General features: G+C 59.2%; 18 protein-coding genes and 2 pseudogenes. 9 read left to right on the top strand and 11 right to left on the bottom strand.

The window, feature by feature from the left end; genetic code table 11:
* Positions 1-425: 425 nt before the first annotated feature.
* The 4 genes from AC1Z3V_RS10730 (at position 426) to AC1Z3V_RS10715 (ending at position 5,120) form a co-directional block, all read left to right on the top strand.
* On the top strand, positions 426-887 hold the full coding sequence (locus AC1Z3V_RS10730) for a putative quinol monooxygenase (protein WP_483498737.1): 462 nt from the start codon (positions 426-428) through the stop codon (positions 885-887).
* Positions 888-985: 98 nt separating this feature from the next.
* Entirely contained in the window at positions 986-1,954 is a 969-nt protein-coding gene (locus AC1Z3V_RS10725; RefSeq protein WP_483498735.1) for an SMP-30/gluconolactonase/LRE family protein, read from the top strand.
* Positions 1,955-2,171: 217 nt separating this feature from the next.
* Positions 2,172-3,755, top strand: a complete 1,584-nt coding sequence (locus AC1Z3V_RS10720; RefSeq protein WP_483498733.1) for a Na+/H+ antiporter — start codon at positions 2,172-2,174, stop codon at positions 3,753-3,755.
* Between the two features lie 864 nt (positions 3,756-4,619).
* Complete coding sequence (locus tag AC1Z3V_RS10715) at positions 4,620-5,120, top strand: (2Fe-2S)-binding protein (protein ID WP_483498731.1); 501 nt, start codon at positions 4,620-4,622, stop codon at positions 5,118-5,120.
* Positions 5,121-5,166: 46 nt separating this feature from the next.
* Here the strand turns inward: AC1Z3V_RS10715 and istB are convergent, their stop codons facing one another.
* Positions 5,167-5,943: an IS21-like element helper ATPase IstB gene (gene istB, locus AC1Z3V_RS10710; protein WP_483497768.1), complete on the bottom strand. Its 777-nt coding sequence runs from the start codon at positions 5,941-5,943 to the stop codon at positions 5,167-5,169.
* A 17-nt stretch (positions 5,944-5,960) separates the two neighbouring features.
* A complete protein-coding gene (istA, locus tag AC1Z3V_RS10705; protein WP_483497769.1) occupies positions 5,961-7,514 on the bottom strand; it encodes an IS21 family transposase in 1,554 nt (517 codons plus the stop codon).
* Positions 7,515-7,735: 221 nt separating this feature from the next.
* Here istA and AC1Z3V_RS10700 point away from each other — a divergent pair, with 221 nt between their 5' ends.
* From AC1Z3V_RS10700 to AC1Z3V_RS10685, 4 genes are all read left to right on the top strand, one after another.
* Positions 7,736-10,030, top strand: a complete 2,295-nt coding sequence (locus AC1Z3V_RS10700) for a xanthine dehydrogenase family protein molybdopterin-binding subunit (protein WP_483498729.1) — start codon at positions 7,736-7,738, stop codon at positions 10,028-10,030.
* Positions 10,031-10,062: 32 nt separating this feature from the next.
* A complete protein-coding gene (locus AC1Z3V_RS10695) occupies positions 10,063-10,440 on the top strand; it encodes a c-type cytochrome (RefSeq protein ID WP_483498727.1) in 378 nt (125 codons plus the stop codon).
* Positions 10,441-10,896: 456 nt separating this feature from the next.
* Positions 10,897-11,823 (top strand): XdhC family protein, encoded by a 927-nt coding sequence (locus AC1Z3V_RS10690; protein ID WP_483498725.1) that lies wholly within the window; start codon positions 10,897-10,899, stop codon positions 11,821-11,823.
* A gap of 185 nt (positions 11,824-12,008) precedes the next feature.
* The gene (locus AC1Z3V_RS10685) at positions 12,009-12,749 is read left to right on the top strand and encodes an NAD(P)H-dependent oxidoreductase (protein WP_483498723.1); all 741 of its coding nucleotides are present in this window, start codon (positions 12,009-12,011) and stop codon (positions 12,747-12,749) included.
* 186 nt (positions 12,750-12,935) lie between these two features.
* On the opposite strand, the pseudogene AC1Z3V_RS10680 reads toward AC1Z3V_RS10685, so the two are convergent.
* Positions 12,936-13,424, bottom strand: a pseudogene (locus AC1Z3V_RS10680) (MFS transporter); the annotation flags it as partial.
* Positions 13,425-14,710: 1,286 nt separating this feature from the next.
* On the opposite strand from AC1Z3V_RS10680, the gene AC1Z3V_RS10675 reads away from it, so the two are divergent.
* Entirely contained in the window at positions 14,711-15,589 is an 879-nt protein-coding gene (locus tag AC1Z3V_RS10675) for a hypothetical protein (protein WP_483498721.1), read from the top strand.
* Positions 15,590-15,682: 93 nt separating this feature from the next.
* Here AC1Z3V_RS10675 and AC1Z3V_RS10670 read toward each other — a convergent pair whose 3' ends face one another.
* The 8 genes and pseudogenes from AC1Z3V_RS10670 to AC1Z3V_RS10635 all read right to left on the bottom strand — a co-directional run bounded on the left by AC1Z3V_RS10670 (position 15,683) and on the right by AC1Z3V_RS10635 (position 24,426).
* Positions 15,683-16,480 carry an NAD(P)H-dependent oxidoreductase gene (locus AC1Z3V_RS10670; protein WP_483498719.1) on the bottom strand — a complete coding sequence of 266 codons (798 nt, stop codon included), beginning with the start codon at positions 16,478-16,480 and terminating at the stop codon, positions 15,683-15,685.
* 386 nt (positions 16,481-16,866) lie between these two features.
* Positions 16,867-17,210, bottom strand: a pseudogene (locus tag AC1Z3V_RS10665) (IS5 family transposase); the annotation flags it as partial.
* A gap of 344 nt (positions 17,211-17,554) precedes the next feature.
* The gene (locus AC1Z3V_RS10660; protein ID WP_483498717.1) at positions 17,555-20,041 is read right to left on the bottom strand and encodes a hypothetical protein; all 2,487 of its coding nucleotides are present in this window, start codon (positions 20,039-20,041) and stop codon (positions 17,555-17,557) included.
* 206 nt (positions 20,042-20,247) lie between these two features.
* Positions 20,248-20,817 (bottom strand): hypothetical protein, encoded by a 570-nt coding sequence (locus AC1Z3V_RS10655; protein WP_483498715.1) that lies wholly within the window; start codon positions 20,815-20,817, stop codon positions 20,248-20,250.
* 190 nt (positions 20,818-21,007) lie between these two features.
* Positions 21,008-21,373 (bottom strand): protease inhibitor I42 family protein, encoded by a 366-nt coding sequence (locus AC1Z3V_RS10650; RefSeq protein ID WP_483499636.1) that lies wholly within the window; start codon positions 21,371-21,373, stop codon positions 21,008-21,010.
* A gap of 49 nt (positions 21,374-21,422) precedes the next feature.
* Positions 21,423-22,892 (bottom strand): C1 family peptidase, encoded by a 1,470-nt coding sequence (locus AC1Z3V_RS10645; RefSeq protein ID WP_483498713.1) that lies wholly within the window; start codon positions 22,890-22,892, stop codon positions 21,423-21,425.
* Between the two features lie 8 nt (positions 22,893-22,900).
* On the bottom strand, positions 22,901-23,212 hold the full coding sequence (locus AC1Z3V_RS10640) for a hypothetical protein (RefSeq protein ID WP_483498711.1): 312 nt from the start codon (positions 23,210-23,212) through the stop codon (positions 22,901-22,903).
* Between the two features lie 242 nt (positions 23,213-23,454).
* A complete protein-coding gene (locus tag AC1Z3V_RS10635) occupies positions 23,455-24,426 on the bottom strand; it encodes a hypothetical protein (RefSeq protein ID WP_483498709.1) in 972 nt (323 codons plus the stop codon).
* Positions 24,427-24,509 lie beyond the last annotated feature (83 nt).

Genomic DNA, 24,509 nt, shown 5'->3' with positions numbered 1-24,509 from the left:
AGTTGCAGGCGCGCCTCCAGGACGAGTCTCGGAGTCCGACGCGCCTATCTGCCAGCTACGTAACTGGCATGAACGCGGTCCGTGTCCCTCACGACCGCTCGAGCGCGTGTTCGATGGAATTTTGGTGGCCTTCGACGCAAGCTTGAGGTTCGCGCCTCGACATACCTCGCAATCCATTTCGACAAAATTTGCGGCAACGCAGGTTGCAACTGCCAACGCCCACACCCGGCGATCGCCCCTCCCGACAGAGTCAGAGATTGATATTTGCCATTCACTACTCTGATCAGAATTAATCGTCTAATCGCATCTGTCCGGGCGGGGTAAATAGTTGCCGCGCCCGCTGATAATTGAGGAGCCAAACCAGCGCGCTTCAAGTTGGCGGACGAACGACCGCATGTTCATCTTTCCCGATTAGAGAGAAAACCATGAATATCCTCAAGAAGATCGCGCTCAGTGCCGTTGTCGCAACAGGCGCATTCCTGTCCTCGCAGAGCGCCAACGCCCAAGTCGCCCTGCAGCCCAGCCCCAACGGCGAGGTCACCCTCGTCGTCAACTTCGAGGTCAAGTCCGGCGCCGAAGCCGAATTCGAGAAGGTGTTCCGCCGCTCGGTGACCTGCTCGCGCCTTGAGCCCGGCAACGTGACCTTCAACGTCCACAAGATCTTGGGCACGGAGCGCAGCTACGTCCTCTACGAGATCTGGCGCGACGAGGCTGCAGTGAAGAGCCACTTCGCACGCCCCTACACGGTCGCGCTGTTCTCGATGTTCGAACGCAACCTGGAGAAGCCTCTCTCCGAGGGCGGCCTGAAGTTCGTCCAGGACCTCGACCCGCAATCGCGCACTGCGCCGGCCGACACCGATCCGAACTCGCTCGCCGAGTGCCGCTGATTCGGCCGTGACGCCCCACTAGCGATCGGCGCGCTCCCGCAACGGAGCGCGTCAACCGCCAATCCCTGTAATGCATCAATCCCATTCGAGGAATCGAGATGACACGAAGACTTACGGCGGTCCTCGCCGCCGCGCTCACTGTCGCGCTGAGCGCTAGCGCCCTAGCACAGACGCCGCCGACTCCCGGCTCAACCTTGGAACTTCCCGACCGCTTCCATCCCGGCAGCGCGGTCGCCGCACCCGATGGGCGCATCTTCGTATCGAGCATGACGACAGGCCAGATCATGGTCTTCACGCCCGGCGAAGCGACCCCGCGCAACTTCATCGACCCCGCTGCGACTGCGACGGATTCGACGATGGGCATCAAGATCGACGCAACACGGGATCGCCTATGGGCATGCACCGCCAACCTCGGGGTCGATAAGACGCCGGGCGATCATCCGACCGCGCTTCTCGCTTTCAACCTCCAGTCCGGCGCGCTCGAGCAGACGCTTCCGCTTCCAGATGGGGGGCTGTGCAACGATCTAGTCATCACGCGCGCCGGCGCGCTGATCGTCACCGACAGCTTTACGCCGCGGCTGCTGGTCTTGCGGTCGGACGCAAAAGCGCTTGAAGAGCTGATCCGGGACCCGGCGCTCGCACCGCCAAAGGGCGGCTTCGGCGTGGACGGCGTCATCGAACTCGATGACGGATCACTTCTGATTTCCAAGAACAGCGCCGGCGAGCTCGTGCGGGTCAACGATCCGCTTGGTTCGGCGCCAACGATCACCCCGCTCAAGACGTCCCGCGCCTTGTCCAATGCCGATGGGCTCGTGCGTGGTCCCGATGGACGCATCTACTTGGCCGAACCGGACTTCGGCGGCGGCAATGGTCGGATCGACACGATCACTCTGACGGGATCGGAGGCGTCCATAGAAACGGTGGTCGAACGTCTCGCGACTCCGCTCGGTGTCCTGCCCACTCCGACCGGCTTCTGGACCGTCGAAGGGCGCATGGGGCCGGTCCTCATCCCCGAGCGTAAGAACGAAGACCCCGGCCGGATGAGCCTCGTCTTCCACGCCAACTAAGAAGATCTCCATGACCCGACTAAGGGACGTCGGGTCATGACCACCTGCCGCTGGTTTGTGCTTCACTATACCGATAACGTTCGAAAGTCCCGTCGATGCATGTAGCGATCCCCGCCAGGATCAGTACGACCGCGGCGCAGCATCGCTTTAGAAAATATTCTCAAGACCAGTTAAACGGCCGTTGAAAGGTCTGTATTCGAGGGGGCAGATACCACGGATGAACGGCACGCACCTTTTTGAACTTGTGATCGCGATGTTCCTCGCAATCATTGCGCTCCATTATTTGGCAGACCGGCTCGGCCTACCGCCTTCGGTGGCGTTGCTTGCGGGCGGCGTCATGCTGGCGTTTGCTCCAGGTCTTCCAGCCATCACAGTGGACCCAGAGCTTGTGCTAGTAATCTTCCTGCCACCGCTTCTGCTGGACGGAGCCTGGTTCATCGCGGTTGGCCGCCTGAAACGCCATGTTTTCGGCATCGCGTCTCTTGCTATCGGCGCGGTTTTCTTCACATGCGCGATCGTCACCGTCGTCACTCATATGCTCTTTCCGTCTTTGCCATGGGCGGCCTGCGCCGCACTTGGTGCTATTGTCTCTCCGCCGGACGCCGTGGCGTCGCGCGCCATTCTCGAGCGGGTGAAACTGCCTCGACGGCTGCAGATCCTGCTGGAAGGAGAAAGCCTTCTGAACGACGCCAGCGGCCTTGTGCTGTTCCGATTTGCGGTCGCCGCCGTGGCAACAGGTACGTTCAACGCATCGGCGGCGGTCGGCAGCTTCCTTGTTCTCGCAATCGGCGGCACGGCGATTGGCGCTATCGTAGGGTATGCCTGGGTGAAGTTCATCTGCAGGCTCGGCGACGAGTATCTTATCATCGCAACGACGGCATTGCTCGCCTGGGTTTCCTATTTCCTCGGTGAAATGCTGCATGTGTCAGGAGTTATCGCCACGGTAACAACAGGATTGATTGCCACCTGGCACCAGCACACCGTCTTTTCTGCCGCAACCCGCTTGCGAGGGAGGTCATTCTGGAAGGTGCTCGTGTTCCTTATGGAGGCGGCGGTATTCATTCTGATCGGCCTCTCGCTGCGAGGAGTCGTCGAGCATGGCGGAGGCCTCGGGACCGTGATCTCGACGATGGGATTGCCTGCAGTCATGATACTCGTCACTCTCGTTGTAGCACGGTTTGCCTGGGTCCTCGGTTCGGAGGGCGCGATCAAACTATTCAACTCTGTCGGCCTTGCTTCCACGCGGCCGCTTGGCATCGGTGGATCGACAGTTCTCGGCTGGGCAGGGATACGCGGGGTCGTCACGCTCGCCCTCGCCCTTAGCTTGCCGGAGGATTTTCCTGGACGTGACTTCATCCTGGTGACGTCATTCGCGGTGATCCTGGGAACTGTCCTTTTGCAGGGGACCACACTGGGACGCGTGATCGTGTGGGCGAGGCTCACCGAATCTGAATCCGAGAAGGCACCCCTGACCATGAGCCAAGCGGAGGCAGCGATGGCGCAGGCGCAGTTCGCGACGGTCCAGGAGCTTGCCTACGACGCTGAAGGAACACTGATACATCCGCAGCTTCTGGACAGATATCAGCGCCGCGCGAATGACATGGTCGATTACGCAGCGCGCACCGAAGAATACATCCCCGCCCTACATGCCCACTTCGACGTCGTTCTCGCAGCTGTCGCGGCGGGCCGTCAGGAGCTCATTCGACTTCATCGGTTTGGAAAGATCGACGACGAGACATTGCAGGAGCTCGAACGCGACCTCGATCTAGAGGAGTTGAGCGCGATTTCCGCGAAGGCATGAACTTCCCTACCTCTCGACGTGGATGGGCACCTCCCATTCGTAGCGATCACGTCGGTCGCTGCACCACCTCTCACGCAAAGCCAGCCGCCAAGTATATATCCCCCGTCGAGACATCGAAGGGGCGTGCAAACACCGAACGGCCTCGCCCCGGCGCAACGGCGTCCGACCGATGTTCGAGCGCGATCGGAACGCGAGAAGGCTACAAGCGTTGATCGAAAGGACAAACACAGAAAAATGATCAATTTGGTCGACAAAATATGATTTCTGGCAATTCAGAAGGTGATGCCGATTGCCACGCTATATTGCCTTTTTGGCCACTACATTACCTTTAGGGCAGCGTTGTTGACCGTCTCCTCCAACAAAATTAATTCATCTCCTCAAAACATCCGCCACCTGAGATACGCCCAATAGAAACTCGTCTGGACTGCGGCATAGATTGCTGATCGGTCGCGCTCGGGAATGTGCGTCGACGCTAGGATCCAGTGATAACCGAAAGCCGCGATCGACGCTCATAGCTCCGATGCCGCCCCGTACTTCGCCATGCTCATCCGTTAGAAGCAGCGACAAAGGAACACGCGGCCAATCCCCTGCTTTCGCAACCAAATCTGCCAGCTGACCCTCTGCCACCCTGTCAACGCCGGGCGCTTGACACATCCTTCAGTCGCCGATTGCTGCATATCATTCACCACTGTCTTCAGAATTACGCACCTAATCGTAAGAGTAGTTTTGAGTCATTCTCTCCAACGCTCATCCGAACTACAGCGCCAGGGATGTTCCGGCGCGAACAGCAGTTTTCACGAAACAAGCCGCGGGGCCCCCCGGAAGGCAGGGCTCAGCTTTGGCTCGACGAACCGGAGCGCATGCATGACCAATTTCAAAGTTAATGGTCGAGACCACACGTTCGATGGTGATCCCGACACTCCTTTACTCTGGTATCTCCGAGACGACTTGGGACTGACTGGCACCAAGTTCGGTTGTGGCCAGGCACTGTGCGGAGCCTGCACCATTCATGTTGACGGTGCGGCGGTCCGCGCCTGTCAAACCCCTATCTCGGCCGCTGAGGGCAGCACAATCACGACGATCGAGGGCCTGTCGCCTGATGGATCGCACCCCGTCCAGGTGGCATGGCGCGACCTGAATGTGATGCAATGCGGCTACTGTCAGAGCGGACAGATCATGCAGGCGGCTGCTCTTTTGCAGGAAATTCCCGAGCCGACCGACGACGATATCGACGCCCAGATGAGCGGGAATATCTGTCGATGCGGGACGTACCCGCGCATTCGAGCGGCGATCAAACAGGCAGCGTGCGGATTTCGGATTAACGGGACACCGATTCCGGTAAATCGCGGACAGTCGTTTCATTAATTCCCGGACAGTTTCACGGGATCGACTTTCGTCCGCCTGGTTGATGTCAGCGGCTATTGATTTCGTCGTTTTGCGTTGTGGTCAAGAGCAGCCGTGATTTTGGTTTTCGCATGCTGTCGCCTTCGAGGGCAATTCGATGGGCGTTGTGAACGATACGATCGAGAATAGCGTCGGCGATCGTCGGCTCGCCGATCATCTCATGCCATTGGGCGACCGGCAGTTGCGCGGTGATGAGGGTCGATTTCCTGCGATAGCGCTCTTCGAAGATTTCCAGGAGATCGCGCCTCTGCTGATCGGTGAGGGCATGCGTGCCCCAATCGTCGAGGATCAGCAGTTGGACGCGGGCGAGCTTGTCGACCAGTCGTGGGAAGCGGCCGTCGAGACGGGCGAGCGCCAGATCTTCGAAGAGCCTGGGCATGCGGACATAGAGAACGGAATAGTCGAGCCGCGCGGCCTGTCGTCCGATGGCGCAGGCGAGCCAGGTTTTGCCTGTTCCCGTTTGTCCGGTGAGGATCAGATGTTCATGGGCTTTGAGCCAGGCTCCTTGCGCGAGCGAGAGGATTTGCCGACGGTCGAGCCCCCGTGTTGCGGCGAAGTCGATGTTCTCGATACAGGCGTCGGGGAAGCGCAGTTTGGCGGTTACCAGCCGATTGGTCAGGCGCTTGTCGGCACGAACGGCGATCTCCCGGTCGAGCATCAGGCCGAGCCATTCATCGCGGCTGAGATCGTTGCCCTGCGGCTGGTCGCTCAGTTCGCGATAAGCTGTCGCCATGCCGGACAGGCCGAGCGCGATCATCTGGTCGAGGGTTGGATGAGTGAGCATTGAGAGGCTTCCTTTCTTCACTGGTAATAGGAGCTGCCGCGGATGTTGTTGTGTGGAGGAGCGGGCTTAACCGGCTCGGCGGCGGGCGGAGCCTGATCGAGACCGGATTTGAGGATGGTGCTGACGGACGAATAGCTGAGCGCATTGATCGTCAGCGCCCGTTCGCATGCCGCCTCGAGACGCTCGGGGCCGTAGCGACGCGAGAGTGACAGAACGCCCTGCGCGGCGCGGTATCCCTGCTGCGGATGCGGCCTGTCGCGCATCAGCCGCTCGACCAGAATCGCCGTATTGCCGCCGACCTTCGCGGCCTGCTTGATCAGGCTCGCCGGCGTGGTGTTGGCGTAGTGCTGATGCGTCTTCGGCATGTGCTCGCTGACGGTGACGTGCCCGGCGCGCTGCGAGGTGCGGCGGTGGCTGGCGACACGCTTGTGATCGTGGAAGACTTCGACGATCCGGGAGGTCAAGCGAACCTCGACCTGCCGGCCGATCAGGCGATGCGGCACAGAGTAGAAGGCCTTATCGACCTCGACATGGTAGTCGGGATGGACCTTCGCCGATTTCCATTCGGCATATTCGAAGGCGGTTGCCGGAAGCGGCGCAAGTGCCGCGCGTTCGATCTCCTCGAAGAGCCGACGCCGGGACTTGCCGATGCGGCGCATCGGCCGATTGTTGAGATCGTCGAGAAGCTGGCTGATCCGGATGTTGAGGTCGGCAAGGCTGAAGAAGTGCTCGTTGCGCAGCCGCGCCAGGATCCAGCGCTCGACGATGAGGACGCTGCCTTCCACCTTCGCCTTGTCCTTTGGCCGTTTTGGACGAGCAGGCAGGACCGTCGTGTCGTAATGCTCGGCGAAGGCCGCAAACGTCGCGTTGATCGTCGGCTCGAACCACAAGGGCTTGGCAACGCCCGCCTTCAGATTGTCGCAGACGATGGCTTTCGGCACGCCGCCGAAGAAGCTCAGCGCCCGTTGCTGGCCCTCGATCCAGTCCGGCAGCCTCTGGCTGAAGCTCGCATAGGCAAAGGTCAAGAGCGACGCCGGCAGCACCGCGACGAAGATCTGCGCCGGCCGGATCTCGCCGCTTAGAGGATCGATGATGGCCACGGTCTGTCCGGCATAATCCGTCTGTATCGCCGCGCCGGCGGTGTGGCGATTGCGGAAAGTCGCATTGGCTCGCTGTTCGAAAGCGGCAAACCGCTCGCAGAACCATGTGTATCCATAGCCATTCGGGTGCCGCTCGCGATATTCCTGCCATAGCAGTGTCAGCGTCACCCCTTTGCGCTTCAGCTCGCTGGCGATGTTCGCCCAACTGGGCTCGTCCAGATCCTGCGGCGGCCGCCCGCGGCGGTGGAACAGGCGACGCTGCAAAACGGCGTCGTCATCAAGGCCGGGCGGCAGGGGCCAGCATGACAGACCCTCTTCCCGAGCCCGCAGAAGGTAGGTCGACACGGTCGTTTTGCTGATCTTCAGCCGTTCCGATATCGCCCGAACAGAAAGCCCTTGTTCGTGCGCCAGTCTCAAAATCGATCGAATGTCCTTCACACTCGTAAGTCTCGCCTGCTTCCGTCTCGCCATTCACCCCACCTCGCTCAAATCGAGGTGCAGAATGACAAAGACGGCGCGGGCGAAAGTCGATCTTTTGTCGCCGAGAAAACTGTCCGGGATTTACCGAAATCGCTGTCCGGGAATTAGCGAAATCCCTGTCCCGGATTTAGCGAAAACGCTGTCCGCGATTTAATGGAATCGCTGTCCGCGAATTACCGAAACCCGCAGGCAGCGCAGAACGGGGTGACGCCATGACCGATACTCGCACTCCTATCAACGCAATCGCCAACGTCAGCCGCCGCACCTTTCTTGCGGGCGTCGGAGCAGGCAGTCTGGTTCTCGCAATGGGCTTGCCCGCCGCGCAGGCGCAAGAGACGAAGTACGCTGGCGAGGGCATGCCGCATGGGCTTCGTGACGACCCACGGATCTTCGTCGCGATCGGCCAGGACGGGACCGTGACCATTATCTGCCATCGCTCGGAGATGGGCCAAGGCATTCGCACCAGCCTTACGATGGTCATCGCCGACGAACTCGACGCCGACTGGGCGCGGGTCCGCGTCCAGCAAGCCCACGGCGACGAGGCGCATTTCGGCAACCAGGACACCGACGGCTCGCGAAGCATGCGCCACCATTTTGCGGCATTCCGCAGATGCGGAGCTGCTGCGCGCGCCATGCTCGAGGAGGCCGCCGCCGCCCAATGGAACGTCCCGGTATCCACCGTCAAAGCCATTAACCATGAAGTTGTGCATCACGCCTCCGGAAGGCGGCTGGGCTATGGCGCGCTCGCTCAGGCGGCGGCGGCTCTCCCGGTGCCATCGGCCGACCGCTTGCGCCTGAAGCAACCATCGGAATTCCGCTACATCGGCCGTGGCGAAATCGGTGTGATCGACCGGTATGACATGACAACCGGCCAGGCTCAGTACGGGATCGACACTCGCCTCGACGGCATGCTGTACGCGGTCATCGCCCGGCCGCCCGTTTATGGCGGCTCCGTCACCAGCTATGACGATACTGAAGCTCTGAAGGTGCCGGGCGTCGTCAAGGTCGTGAAGATCGACACCGTGCCGATCCCAACGGAATATCAGCCCCTCGGCGGCATCGCCGTCGTGGCAAGAAGCACATGGGCCGCGATCAAGGGGCGCGAGGCGCTCAAGATCACCTGGAACGACGGGCCGAATGCGACCTATTCCTCCGACACCTACAAGGCACTTCTGGAGGAACGCGTCCGCCAGCCGGCACTGGTCGTCCGCAACGACGGGGACTTTGAAGCGGGGATGAGCCGGGCCGCCCGCCGCGTCGAGGCCGAGTATTACATTCCGCACCTCGCACAGGCCCCGATGGAGCCGCCGGCAGCGACCGCGCGGATCGCGAATGGCAAGGTGGAGATTTGGGCCTGCGCTCAGTCTCCCGAAGCAGTGCGCGACAGGGTGTCAAAACGACTGGGGCTGAAGTTGGACGACGTCACCGCAAATGTGACGCTGCTTGGTGGCGGCTTCGGACGCAAATCCAAGGTAGACTTCGCGGTCGAGGCCGCTCTTCTCTCCCAGGCCATGGAGGGCGCGCCCGTCAAGGTGACCTGGACTCGCGAGGATGATCTCCAAAACGGCTTCGTTGGAACGGTCTCGGTCGAGCGGCTCGAAGCCGGACTAGACGCCGCGGGCAAGCCGATCGCCTGGCTGCACCGCAGCGCGGCCCCCTCGCTCCTGGCAATCTTCGCGCCCGATCCGAGGCACGAGTTTGCCATCGAGCTCGGCCTTGGCCTCGTGAACACACCCTTCGCCATACCCAATTTGCGCATCGAGAATCCCGAGGCCGAAGCGCACACACGCGTAGGCTGGTTCCGGTCGGTCTCGAACATCCCCCATGCTTTCGCAATCCAGTCGTTCGTGGCCGAGCTCGCGGCGGCGGCCGGTCGTGACCAAAAGGATTACTTGCTGGAGCTCATCGGCCCGCCGCGGCGCATCGATCCGCGATCAGTTTCGGACAAGTGGAACCACGGCGAAGATCCCGCGGTCTACCAGGTCGACACGGGTCGCCTGAGACGGGTCGTCGAGACGGCGGCGGAACAGATCGGATGGGGTCGCCAGCTGTCTGAGGGGCGCGGCCTTGGAATCGCCGGTCACTACAGCTTCGTGAGCTATACTGCCGCGGCAGTTGAAGTCGCCGTCGACGCGAATGGAACCCTAACAATCCCTCGCGTGGATATCGCAATCGATTGTGGCCCGCAGATCAATCCGGAACGGATTCGATCCCAACTCGAGGGCGCAGTTGTGCAAGGCGTAAGCCTCGCGACCACCGGGGAGATCAGCTTCAAAGACGGCCGCGTCGAGCAATCGAACTTCGACACCTATGAGGTGACGCGGATCGACGGTGCCCCGCGCGAGATCCACGTTCACCTTCTCCCGACTCCGGACTACTCGGCCCCACTCGGTGGCGTGGGAGAACCGGGCGTCCCCCCGATTGCTCCGGCGCTCCTCAACGCTGTGTTCATGGCAACTAAGAAACGAATTCGACGGCTGCCGATCCGCGATCAACTCGCTAGCTGAGCATCAATCTTTTGACACGGAAAGGCATTGCCATGCGCTTACTTGGAACATCATTGCTCGCGGCCGTCGCCATAATGGGGGCCGCGACGTCGAGAGCTTCAGCCCAGGATCTCCCAGCCGACGGGCAACGCCAATTCCGCGCGCGATGCGCCGGATGCCACGCCGTCGAAGCCGGCAAGACAGGGATAGGCCCCAACCTAGCAGGAGTCGTCGGCAGGCGCGCCGGCTCGGCGAGCGGAGCGCGATATTCGAAAGCGCTCACAAACGCCACCATTACCTGGGATGCCGCGACACTCGAGGAGTTTCTCGCCAATCCCAAGGCGCTCGTCCCGGGCACGACGATGTCCATCAGTGTCAAGGACGCGCACACGCGCGCCGCCCTCGTTGCCTATTTGGGAACCGTTCATTGACTGATTGACGCGGCGTCGTAGAGCGGATCACCGACGCCGGCCCGGCCCGAGCACAGCAGCCGCCGCCGCGATATGGCGGGTGCGCCTTTTTGAGAGCCTGGCTCCTGCACGGCAGGAAGCCGCGTGATGAGTTACCAGAGTGGGGAAGCCGTTGATATTGGCCGTATCCGATGGATCTGGTGCTCGCGGAAGATCACCCCTGGCAGGGTGTTCGACTTCGAGGTGCCTTTGGCTGACGTAGCCGAAGGCTACCGGCGATGGACGAGCGGCATGCTTGCAAAACACTTATACCGGTTTGACAGGGTCGCGGGCTGGGATGGCTGCAACTGGTGTCGCTGCACCCAGCTCCGCTTGGAATAGCGCCTGTGGCTTTGGCGGTCAGCTATGATCTCGATGAACTCGGGGGAAGGTCGCAGCGGTGTTGGCACAATTGGCGGCGCAGATCAGGGAATGTGTATGAACGAACTGGTTGAGCTTGTTATTCCGACACCTGTTCGGGCTCTTGACACCGACACCCCTAACGAAATCCTCGGGTTCGCAGCAGAAGCGCTTGCTGTGGGCAAGGTTGCGCTAGCGACGCTGGTCGAAATCCGGGGAGGCGCAGCGCGCGCGCTCGGCGCCCATATAGCAGTGTCGGAAGACGGGCGCTTCTGTGGATATCTTTCGGGCGGTTGCGTGGAGGCGGCAGTAGCGACGGAGGCTCTTCTGGCCATGGCCCAAGACCGTGACCGAATGGTCCAGTTTGGTGATGGATCGCCATTCTTCGATGTTGTGTTGCCCTGCGGCGGAGGGATCAGCGTGGCGATCCATTTGCTGCGCAATGCCATGGCATTGGAGCACGTGACCGAGCGCCTCTGCGTCAGAAGGTCCGCCGGGCTCGCCTATTCCCCTTCGCATCAGACGCTCTCCGTGATCGAGGCACCCGAACGTGCGACTTGGACCGCCGGATCGTTTATCCGCGCCTATCATCCTCGAACGCGCGTTGTCATATCGGGTCGGACAATCGAGGCCCGGTTCGTCTTGCGCCTGGCTGAAGCTTCAAGCTTCGATGCCATAGCGATCGGTACAGGGCGTGACGGCGTTGATGTCGCACGGCTCATAGATCCGTTCACAGCTGTCGTGCTGCTACATCGTGATATTGATGCCGAGATTCCGCTCCTGCGCACGGCTCTGGATTCCGAGGCGTTCTATATCGGGGCACTAGGAAGTTCCCGAACTCATCGCAGACGTATGGATCAGCTCATGCAACTTGGAATCAGTCAGGCTGATATCGACCGGATAAAGGCTCCAATCGGACTGTTCGGACCGGCAAAGGATGCTTCAACGCTAGCGCTGTCGGTTCTCGCCGATATAGCCTCTGTCCGGCTTTCCGCCCTTGGTTAGCTCTCTTCAGGGGGCACGATGATTGTATCATCGATCGGGACCTCACAAAGCCGGCCGTTGGACGTCATATGGGCGTCACCGGCGGCTGATGTCGCCCTATCGCGTTCTTGGTGCCGTAAGGCTGGAAACTATTTGGCCAAGTCCCGCCCAACGCTCCACCTTCCACACAGCAACAAGGAATCATCATGAGCCAGGGCATCGAGAACAGGAAATTAGACATCTCGGACAACGCTTCGAGCCGACCTATGCACGCCTTGATTGTCTTCGTTCATCCTGAACCACGCAGCTTCAACGGCGCCCTGAAAGATGTCGCCCTAAAAACTCTGACCAGCTGGGGATGGACCACTGAAATCAGCGACCTCTACGCAGAGGGCTTTAACCCGGCAGCCGGTCCGGGTGACGTCCGCGCGGCGCAATCCACCGACCGAGCCTTTTCGTTGATGCGAGCGCAACGCTTGGCCGCTTCAACCGGAGGCTACACCGAGCAGATCGAGCGTGAACAGCAACGCCTGGCGCGCGCTGATCTGGTAATTTTTCAGTACCCGGTCTGGTGGTACTCCGTACCTGCAATGCTCAAGGGCTGGTTTGATCGCGTGCTGACTAACGGCTTCGCCTATGACGACGAGAACCTGTTTGACGATGGCTTTTTGCGCGGGAAACGCGCGCTGATTTCGTTGACCACCGGTGGTAATGCCGATGAACTGGCTGCGGACTCCGACCGCACCGGAACGCCGCAAGACTGGCTGCGTGCAGTACAGGGCGGCACTCTAGGCTTCGTGGGTATGCAAGTGCTGCCGCCCTTTATTGCTTTCGCTCCGAAGTCCTTAGACGAGGTTTCTCGGCGCGCGGAACTGGAGCGCTGGCGGGATCATTTAACCAAGGTGATTGCTGCTAGTAGCCTGGAGCGTGCCGCTGTCGACGATTGAAGTGGGCCGATCCTCTGACGAAGAGAATTTCGATCAGCCGACCTAACCCCACGACCACTCGCCAACGTATCTGCGCCGAATTCTCGCACGTCGGCACATCGTAACGTGCAAAACCATCCGATAAAATAGGACCCGGCGGTTTCCCGCCGGGTCGCAAATGCGACTTCGACTGGCGGTCGTCGCTGATTACGGAGACAGTTCCTTGAGAACACGCCCCTTGGTCTCGACCGCGAATACGGTGGTTATCAGCGCACCGACAAGAAGGATGGCTATAGCGCGGCGATCAGGATGAGACGTCTCACCTTGTTTGTCGCCGCGCAGATGGCTGCAAACGCAGCGAAGACGTATTGAATGCCTATCGAAGACATCACCCATCCGACGACGATCGGTCGCGGAGGAACCGAGCCGCAGCCATGCGCTTCCAGTGCCGGTGCCCATGGCGCGAAGGCGCGTCGGATAGATCTCGGCCGAATAGAGGTAGGGCGAGAAGGTGACCGTCTGCTCGATCGCATAGGCAAATCCGGCGAGGATGAGCACCTGGGTCGCCGAGGTCGCGCCGCGCCATGCCAGCAGGAGCAGAGGTAGCGGAGCGATCAGCAGCGCGCCGGTGTACCACCGCTTGCGGCCGAACTTGTCGATGAGCAGCGCGCAGATCACGGCCGCGATGACGCCGCCGGCAATGAGTTCACTTCCATGGCAGGCTCGACGGAGAGATGGCTTGCCCGGAGTTGCTGATCGAGGAGCTGGCGAATTCCGAAGGTGTTCGTCGGAACGATGAGCGACAGTCGGGGTTAGTCGCTCGAGGTCCACCTCCCCGGTGGCAAGGTCATCTGGACGACCAGATTGATCGTCTGGAGTTAGAGGCCCTGCTGTGGAGCAGTGAGGTATCTAGATGATCCGTCCTCGGTGCTGTCCGTGGATTTATAAAACAGATCCCGTCAACAGCCGCGATGCGGATGTTTGAAAGGCCGACAACGCTTCCATGGCAATCGCTTTCAACTTTTCGTATTCGGCCGGAGAGCATTCGTGGCAAGAGCTGCCGAGCTGCCGAGCTGCCGAGCTGCCGAGCTGCCGAGCTGCCGAGCTGCCGAAACCTAGCGCTTGCCACGCGAAAATGAAGCACTTGTTCGGCTATGCTTATCTCCGCTGGAGTGATGCCGTGATCGGCAAACTGTGCGAGCCAAATCAGCGACCAAGGCTTACCCCTCCAAGGAAGGCGCTCACGCTTCGGATCATCTCCGGCCATTCTGGCGTTATACTGGCTTATCCTTGCTTTCGCGCTGTTGCCTTGCCGGTAAGATTGCTTGTCAGGGTCGTATTCTCGGTTCACGCCGATTGCACCCGGGCGGATGATAACCCTGTCGCTCGACGCGATGATGTGCAAACCCGATAGAACCGGCGCGATTTTTTGGCAGCCGTTGCTTTGCCGTATGCAACGCGTCAATTTCGGCCTGGCTCCACACGTCGTATGTCCAGCAGCATGGATCGGGACGATTTGGCATGAACAAATCTCACGTCTAGAGACCGCATCTCTAATCCGAACGCCCCGGCGCTTCGGCAAGGTCGCGGTCATGCGATTTCCCCGCAGACCGGGGGCACCTTTAATGAAGGCCACGCTCACCGATAGCTATTAAAATTCACTATCGATCAGCGTCGCGTGCACGGGCTTGGCAACGTGAATTTGGCCGGGAGGAGGCCAACGAACCGGTTCCTCCGTCAACTGCTTCAGGAAACACGAGAGCATCGGGCCATCGTCTTGGCCTGCTCGGATGCCTCATCAGATGAGTTCAGAGATGAAGGGTATAGCGGAGACCATGCCACTCCGCAGTTGACGACTCCGGGAGCCTCATGTTTGCAAAACCCGAACGATTTTGGCCGGCCAAGATGCTATGTTTTTGGCGGTAGTGCTGCGCTTGACCACCCGCCCCGCTCGCATGCTGGATGAAGAGGAGACAAACAGAATGAGCCTGATCACCGGCCTGGGTGACCGATACTCATATCTCGGATTCGACGGCCTTGATTTGGCGGTCGAGTGCGAAGATGGCTGGCTGGGCATCCTGCACACATTCTTCACTGATGCAGACAAAGCCATGGCTGCTGGAGGCACGTTCAAGCTCCTACATTTGCGCGAGAAGATGGGTGGTCTAAGCATTCACTATGACACAATAGCGGTCGCGCCCGAGGCTCGTCGTGGGATAGATGATGCCTGCCGACTGGCTTCGCTGCGATCCTTCCACATCTGCGAAATCTGCGGACGTCGTGGATGGCTGAACAACTTCGGCGGCCTGTGGAAAGTCGTCTGCTCGGAACATGCCGACGGCGAATTCGGCGCGGGCGTTCCATACGAGAGTCCCCTCAATCCTGACGATCCCTATTCCCCTGCGACGGATCCGTTCGTAGCATTTCGGCCGACCGTCGAGGAGTTCGACGCCGCTCCGATCATTGAAGGATGGCTGATCGAGGACCAGAGCGAGAATGGCGTCCGCCCGTGGCTTTACGGCTGGTTCTTCGGCCAACCTGATATCACCGACGGCGAACACGGGCATACGTCTCCTATCGTGCAGTTGGACGATATGATTCCCCGGCGTTGGGTTCGGACAGACAGTAGGCTTTATCGCCTCGGCATCTCTTATCCTCCGGCAGAACGCGAGATCCGCTACTGGGCGCAGAAGCAGGCCCGACGTCGTGTGATCTGTGGCGAGCCTCCCGGCGGCAACGACCACATCGAGGGTATGCTGGACTATCTCCGCTCCACCGGGCGTCTCAGATCGACAAAGATCGACCGGATGGAGCGGGCCTACCGCGCAGAGCGGGAGTTCAACAAACTAAGCCGCGGCTGACCAGCTCAAGAGCTGGTGAAATCCGCCCCATCACAGCGGCGCGCCCGCTTGCCTCGCTGCGAGACGTTCCGGTTCTTCTCCCTGAGGATGGCCCTACGCTGCGTTTCGTGGACCGCGCAAATGCAATGCGAAGCCAGCGACGCCCGGCTCCCCAAGTTCTGGGCGGAGTTGAAGGCTAGGAATGTGATAGTCCCCACCGTTCTGACGTCGATAGGGGATCGGCGCGGTCGACCCCAATGTCCTCATCCGATCACCCAAGCCCGCGCTTATGACGTCAAAACCTTGCCTATCCAGCCGATCCACCCGATAGGCGACAAAGGGCGGCAGCACCTCGAAGCCGGGATAGTACAGGATCCCATGGTTGATCGGAAACAGAAGGTCGTCGATCGGACCGTTGATTCCCCGGGCTGAATAGTGTTCTTCCCAGCCTCCCGCGGTAACGATGAGCATCGCGCGCTTGCCGACAAACTTCCCCTCCCCAAATCGGTCGCCCCAGTGATGATTGCTGTGTTCGCCCACGCCGTACGCAAAGCCGAAGGCGTAGACGCGGTCGATCCAACCCTTGAGAATAGCCGGCATCGAATACCACCAGAGAGGAAACTGCAGGATCAGCGTGTCGGCCCATAGGAGCTTTTCCTGTTCAATTTTCACATCCTCGGTTAGCTTGTGGGCAGCGAAGGCTTGGCCGGAGGCCGAAGCCACCTTCAGCCGAGCATCCGGAGCGAGTGACGGGAAATCCGAGTGATCGACCATGGACTTCCATCGCATGGCATAAAGGTCGGAAACTCGCACCTGATGCCCCTCAGCTTCGAGTTCGCGGATCGCGATGTCCCGCAGCGATGCGGCGAGCGATTGGGGTTCGGGGTGGGCAAAAACGAGAAGAACTTTCATCGGGAGCTTTCGGTTGGACTGGCTTCAACCGCAAGATAGCTCCGCCTGGACTATTCCGGTATGCGTCACGGATGGATAGGATCTTGCCGAAAAATGGATAGATTAGGCTTTCAAAGAAGACTAATCGGAACCGCCGGAGACCGGCGGTTCGGGCAAAGGAGCCGGCCTCTCTTCCCTCGAAGTTTTCCAACTGCTCGTGCCCCGGCCAGTTGAGGCATAGACACTTCCACCACTGACGAGATTGTCGCCAGAGTGGTCAGCATGATCGATCCTGCTTAATCGGCCATCGTCGCTGGAAAACCGCTCGTCACATGGTCGCTTCTTCGAAGCTCTAGGTGCTACGAACCGCCGATAAGGTTTGTGGCAACGCTCCATAATGCCGCCCCCCCTTTTGCGCCGCCGGCCGAGCGGTGGGCCTTGATGTGGGTGGCGTCGATGGCGACCGTACCCCACACGCCGCTGTGACCGGTGAGCGCCTCGAATATGCCAAGCCAGATGCCCTGTCGGCTCCAGCGGTTGAACCGATTGTAGATCGTCGTGTATGGCCCGTAATCGGGTGGGCAGTCACGCCATCGCGCTCGCTCTTGAGCATATGGATGATGCCCGAGATCACTCGGCGGTCATCGACACGATGCGCACCCTTGCGCCCGCGTGGCAACAAAGGTTGGATCCGCCTCCACTCTGCATCGCTCAGCCAGGTCAGGTTCCGCTTCAGGGCCTCCACATCAATGGAAACCTTGAATCAGCTCCTCGCCAAGCGCGCAAGCCAATTGGGTACAGACCCTAGACTAGCAGCCGCTGTCCGGCACAGTCTGCGGATGGCCTGTTTAGCGTTGAACATATCGAAATCTGGATCGAGCGAAATCAGATCCGGTCGCCGCAGGAGGTTGTTCCAATCGAGATGAATGAGGAATGAGGTTGGCGGGCGCAAGCGGGTGCTTTCCACGGAGCATATGAAGGATTCGTTCTACTCAAGGGACGGTGCTCAATCTCCTTTGACCATCATCACCGCACAGAAGCCGGTTGCGCCTGCGCCCCGAGCAAGCTGTGGGAAGGTGACCACGAGCGCTCACGTTAAGCGACAGCTGCGGGCAAGTTTCGAAGAATTTCGAGGGAAACTAGAAGCGCCCGCCGTGTCGCCTCGGCCTGCAGCGCACTCTTCAACGCCTTCGAATTAGTCGGATCTGGATCCGACAGGTGATCTCGGATCGAAGAAAATCTCGCAAGCTCGGCCATCTCCGCTGCATCCGGCTTTTCGCCTGCGTAGTCAGCGACCCCCTTCACCATGAGATGCGCCATTGTCTGGATTCCGAAATGCCTCGTCTGAGCACCAGTCAAAGCGGCCGCCTCCATTTCAAGGCCGACGACATTCTCGCGATCCACGCTTAGCATCGCATCCACCAGGTCGTGAGCAGAGTCATCTATCTTCGCGGAAACTGCGATCATGTTCTTATGGCTTATTACGCGCACTCGCGGGCGGGCAAGCGCCCTCATATCCAGGAAGGCAGCAATGTTGCAAAGCTGAGCATCCATCGTGCCAGCCTCGGGCTCGACGATCAACTTCCCGCCCTTCGTCCCCACCGGACTTACATCGTAGATCGTTCGCGGGACTAAGACATCGAGAAGCCTGGTCTTGCCCTTAAATCCTGCCGCCATACCCACCATGATGACATTGCGGACATGCCGTTGATTTTTCAAAGCCTGAAGCACTTCGGCTGTTCCTGCCTTCCCCTTGCTCAAGGCCAGCATGACGCCCACGGCCACTTCTCCCCTGTGCTTGGTATCAAGGCCGAACACTTCGATTGGTCGATTTTCCAGGAAGCTCAATTCGATCTCAAATTTCGATTTCAGGTACTTTCGAACGGCATCAAGTTCCTGGCCTGCTGCGACGACGATGCAATCCTGTATCTCGTTTGCCAATTTCCTTGCTCCGCGTTTCCCTTTCGACGCAGTCCCTGAATTTCGCCGCTGCGAGGTCAGAACACCACTGACGACGTCATTGACCTGTTGCAGTACCTGCTCCAGGCCGGCAGCAGTTTCGCTGCTCGCATCTCGTAGGCACCGCTTGATCTTAAAGCGTATGTCGTGGTCTTCGATCTCCTTCGACGCGCCCCTCAGGAATGAACGGAACGACTCGTGCTCTGCGCGCCCGAGAAAGCTCAACGCCAGGCCCGCGGCCAGTACGATCGACTTGTTCGCGGGAGACGATCGCTCCCACTTCTTCGAAAGAGCCTTCCGCAAGGCCTCCCTGACGGCGGGCGGCTCGGCCGATGCCACTTCTTCGAACCGAAGAGTGATGTCCTCCAGAGCGGCTACGTCAGCGTGATCGGGGCCATGCCAGATTTCGCGGATGGCGCGCCCTGCATCTTCGGCAATGCAATTGAGAAGCCGCGCGGCCCGGCGGAGAGCCAATGTCTCCTCGAGGACCGCCTGCCCCTCCTCTGCGCGTTGGCTGACAAGCCATTGCGCTCGCACATCATCCGTATTGAGTTGAACAGTTTTCAGCAGCCCTGCCCGGCAAAGAATTTGCGCAAGGGCGTCGGGTTCGGGTCCGACCTTTTTGATACCCGTATCCTGGGGGGCAAAAGTCAATTTCGCTTCGTAGAGAATATTTGCCCGAGCTGCCACGATGACGTTTCGGCCTGAATGTATCAAGGCTCGGCCTATCGCGCGGCCCTCAGACGGAGGCAGCCTCACTTCGGCCAGATGCGATCCGTTCGCCCCCCAGACATGAACATGATCGCTGTCGAAAGTTGCGAACCTTTGTCCCTCGCTAGCTACCGTGATGCCCGAGACGAAGTTTTCGTGCTTTTCAAGCAGGAACTTGGTTTTGAGCTGAGACCCGCCCGCATCCCAGACCGAAGGACGATTTTCATCCCAGGAATATATCCGCACGTTGCCATCACCGAAGGCGACCACGAGCTCGTCGTCGGATACCCAGGCCACGGCGTTAGCCCATCTGCCGACCCACCATCGCCTTTCTAGAACGCGGCCCCGATAGCTCGACACGAAGCGTAATTCGTTGTCGGAAAGCATTGCAAGCAACCCGCCACCGGGATTCCACGCGAAGTCTGCATTCGACCGACGCCCGGACTCCGGGATGACGCATTCGGCCAGTGGAGAGGGACCACCATCAATCCGCCTTACTGTGACTCTGGATTCGTAGCTCCGTTTTTCATCAAGCCAGTGCAGTTCAGTAAGCGAGACCAACTGACCGTCGCGCTGACACCGCAGCCCGACCACTCTGACGGTTTCAAATCCAGCCATTGAATGGCGCACAAGCTCTGCGTCGTATGCTTCGAGGCGTCCGCCTCTGCACACTACCAGCGAGGAAAGCGTCGGCGACCAGTCGATGCCGGAGATGAAGTCGTCTTCACCGGCCTTGATATCAACCGACTTTTCGAGGGCAAAGCGACCATCTTCCTGGAAACACCACTTTTTTAGAACACCGTCCAAGGAAGCGGAGTATAGATTTCTCTCGTCGCCTGACCATGTCAAACCGGTGATCAGGCCTTGGTGGGCGCCGAGTTCCGTCCAACCGCGTCCCCCTGTCCCGTCCATAGATTCAAAACCTTGTTGAAGATGAGCGCGCCCTAGCTTTCAACCAACAACGAAATGCTTGTTTCAATGTATCCGAGCCGACGAGCGGCTGCCGAATTCCGTGCGTGCGCGTCAAAGGTCCGCTTTTGAGCAAAGCTGACCTGATTGATTCGGCTTGCCGGACCTGCAGTCCATGGTAAACGAACCCTTGCCAGGCAAGGTCAGCTTTAGCCTATTCGTCTCCCAATCCTTACCCAGGAACCGCGCGGCAAGTCTGCTTCGAACCGCACGACGAAATGACCAACATCTGACGCAACGTATTGAGGGCCCAGATCTTTCGCGGCGGCAAGCAGTTCAGAGAAGCGCTGCCGCGCCTCCGCTTCCGTCCAACTCTTTTCACTCGCCTTCACGTCCAGACGCTCCGACACTACAGTCCCGAATCCATTATAGCTTTCTTTATCCACATGTCGAAATCTTCCAGGCCGGAGTTTGGTGAACGTTGCGGTGTCGGAAGTCTCCTCCACGGCGTCAATGAAGACGTGGGAACCATCCTGGAATTCAACGAAGAAGTCTGTCACATGGATGCGCCGTTCCGTTGGGATGCCGGATGCTAGGCACGCCCAACCTACGACGCCTTCATCGACATCAAGAAGGCAGCCCAAGTCTCGAACGAGTTGGCTTCGAAAAACTGCCGCGCCTCTGCACAGGACGGCGGCCCGAGGAAAGAAAACATTGTCCGACGCTTCGCGAAACGCGGCGTCGAGAGCGGAGCGGTCGACTGGGAGATTGTCCAGCATCGCACGAAATTCCATGACACGAGTGGCTCTACCGCCGCGGCGGCATAAAAGGTCAACGTGCCAAGGATATTGGAAGATTTGCTTTCATATTGGAACATATAGAGAACAAACAGCCAAAGGTCAATAGACCCGTTGGCCTTGAAAAACCGCCGGGCTCGCGGTGCCAGGCGCGCTCGACCGAAGGGTCGTACTACTTGATTTCGATCGCTATGGAGACAATACGAACTGCCTTGTACGCATTCGGCGAGCCCGCCGGACCGAACAACCCGAACTCCACGTTCGCATTTCCGCTTTTTTCGGCCCGGAACGAAAACTGATCCTCTCGGCGGCTTCCGAGGCGGCCGCTCTCTGATTTTCCTCGTTGCATTTCTCCAACGGAGACGGAAGGATCAGATTGAGTCACTCTCCAGCTGAACCCTGTTCCGGAACTTAAAGGCAGTCGTATGACAAACGACTCTCTCGAGCGGACCGCTAGGCGGTACGAGTTCCTCGACTTTTCGACAAGTATCTCGAGTTCGTCAGCATACGCAAGCGTTGAACATATCGCAGCCTGCATGAACACGATCAAGGCGAATGTTCCTGCGGCTCTGGTCATGTTCGTAGCTTTACGGAAACCAAACTTCTATCGGATACGAATTTGCTCTGCGCAGTTTGTATTCTCTTATCTCGGGTGTTCCTGCCACTTCCTCGACGAGCGTCGCGAGGCTCAAGGCAACCTGCTTGTCCTCCGGTTGGAAGAACCGGATTTCGACCGTTCTTGGTTTGTCGCTCTCCTTGATCTTGGTCGAGACATCCTCGATCTTCGGACTGAAGTATCCGGGAATTTTCTTCCCGATGTTAATGCGATCGCGAAGACGAGCGGCTACCGGATTATTCGATGCCGAGTAGTATTGGATATAGATCGGCAGGAAATCCTCGACATCCGTGGCTGGTGGGGTGCTCGGTGGCTCGACACTTCCCGCTTCCTTGGGATCGAGACTTTCGAACTGTGCGGTTTGCGGCGCCGTTGCGAGCGTGAGGGTTGCATCGAGAGCCGTACCGAGAGCAGGGGCACGACTGCTGGGGGCATCCACCCATGCTGCGACGGAACCGATACCGTTAACGCCGTACCTGATCCAAAAGAAACCTTTTTCGCCCCAACCGTCCGACCAAGAGTTTTTAACGAGCCAAGCGCCCTTGCGATCGTCCCAGCCCACGATCGTCACCGCATGGTTGAGAGTGTCGCCCTCGTTATGATTGTAAACTCCGCGTGTGTAGTATTCGAGTGTACGCGTGGCATTCATCGCTGAAGCAACCGCGCCGTGAGCACAGATTGCATCTTTGATGTCGCGCGTAAGCGCCTTCTTGCGAGCGCTCACGCTCACATATCCCCACGACGACGCCCGGTAGAGCCCGTTGATGGCCGGTGTGCACGCTCCCGCGACCGCTTCGTAACGCAGCGCGCTTTCCTCGGCGACGGGATTGTTGAGCATCCATCCGAAAGCCTTGTGGTAGAAACCCCCATTTTCACAACTGCCGGCCTTCGAACAGTTCAGGACGTGCTGCTCCGACATATCGATCATCTGGTTGTTTTTGATCGCATGCGAAATCTCATATGCGGCAGTCGCCGTGAAGTCCCAGCAGCTTCCGCATGCGCCTTGGTACTTCGCGGGGGTGACTTTCTTCTGCGATCGCCAATCGAAAGCCCTAGCCTTCGGGTTGCACGCCCCAAGGTATTTTTTGGGCATTATTCCCGCTAGAGCCAGTTGTTCTGCCTGCAAGGCATCAGTTCGCTTCGCAAGCTCGATTTGCGATTGAGCCAGTTCCTCGATGTTTTCGGGTATGATTGTAGACGCGAGAGTTTCCAGCGGACGAGAGTCAAGCACGGGCCTGGTCGCGCCCACCTCGAACGTCCAACCCTGTTCTTGCCCTTGTTCTCTCAGCGTGGCGAGATCAGCCTGAACGTCCGGCGGCGCCCCCTCCTCCGCGGCGGCGTAGAGGGCCGCCTGATCGGCCCCATCGCTGTCCTGAGGGTACGCTGGAGCGCAAGCCAATACGGACGCTCCGGCAAGCAGAATGAGTTTACCCCCTCTCATCGACGCACCTACTCGAAGCTTCCGTAGATATCCACTTTCTTGATTTTGCCGTAGGACTCTCCTGGCGGCAGAGCTTTGAGAGCTTTGCCGTCCGGCGCGACCACGGCGCAAATCTTTTTCGCGATTTCTTCGACCGGAGCCAGATTCGGCCCGCCAAACTGACGAACAAGTTCAAAGATCGTGGCGAAGGTGGGTACAAACCGGCACCCCTGCTTGGTGAGATCGGAAATCCTTGAGATCGGATTATCAGTCGTCGTGCAAGACGACGCCCCCAACGAAAGGGCAATTATTGTAGCAACAGCTAGACTAACTTTCTTCATTGCCCTCTCCCGTATCCTTGATTGCATTCGACGTTACACAATATTTGCAAATTGTAAATTACAATTTTAGATTACTCTAACAGCCGCCACACCCAGCGATAATAAGGTCGCCCGCCCCGCGGCGAAACAGACGATTCGGTTGTGCGCGAGATCGCGCCAAGTGGGCCAACGACCTGTTGGTCGGCAGATGGACGGGAGGTCATTGCGAGCGGATCCCATTCTTCCGCCTCGTGACGCAATTTTCACGAGCGGAGATCAAGGGTGAAATCAAACGATCTAGCATCCATTGGACGGCCGCGATGCCTTGGCACTTCGGTTGCATCGGACAAGGAGGAGCGATTCAGTGGCCCCCAGCTATCTTCATAGTATGCCGCCCAAATAGACTTCATCCGCCCGCGAAGCTTACCTTTTCTCATCGCGTAATATTGCCAGGCAACGACCGCACGCCAATCCTCAAGGAGTTCTTCTTTCGAAAGGCCTGCGTCTGAGAAAGGCCGAGCTGCGTTCGGAACTTCTACCAGAGACCAGCGGCGGGTTAGCCCCCCATGCGTCGCACGCGCCTCAACGCTTCCAGCGCTAAACATAGTTGCGGCAATCCCGCTGCTCCGAGCGGATATGATGGAAGCCATACCACCCCGCGTATGAATGTCTCTCGCGGTGGCGTCATTCACACCCTGGACTAAGACACTTTCTGTCCAGTACGACAATTGGACCATCGCCACCGGCCTGAGCCTGCTGACACGTTTCCAGCCGCTCGTGAACCAATGGGTCTCGCTGTTGAAACTCTCTCCGACTTTGGACGCCCAAGGCTCCAGTTGACCCTTCACTTGCTTGGACCCCGGATTTGCTGCGCAAACGACACGCTCAAGACCCGCTGCGAGACCCGCCCCCCCACGCTCATCGATTCCCGTCTCTTCGCGGAACTGAACCCACTGTTCTCTCGTCAGCTGCGCCGCCCATGTGGCCGTGACTTCCTGCCAGAGCTTGTTGTCCGCCCTCAGTCGGCTAAATAGGCGCGCGATGTTGTCGAGGATCCAATGCCCCATTCCAAGCGTCAGATCGGGATCCTCCGGCCGGTGGAAATGTACCTCCGAGAACACCCGGCGCGAAGAACCGGACGCATTGAACATCTTCTGCATGGAATAGAGGTCGGAACCGCGATCAAGAAGCAACAACGGATCGTCTTCGACCAATTGAGGCTCGTTCGCTACCATAGCTACCTCCTTGAGCAACAAGGTTGAGAGTCGGAGCGACAGGTCACGTTGCGCCGGTGACCGAAGCGCCCAAAATGCGTCGA

The organism is Ensifer sp. 38_S197 (assembly GCF_056924495.1).
The sequence above is the reverse complement of the archived record's forward strand: the minus strand, read 5'-3'. Positions and strand labels throughout refer to the sequence as shown.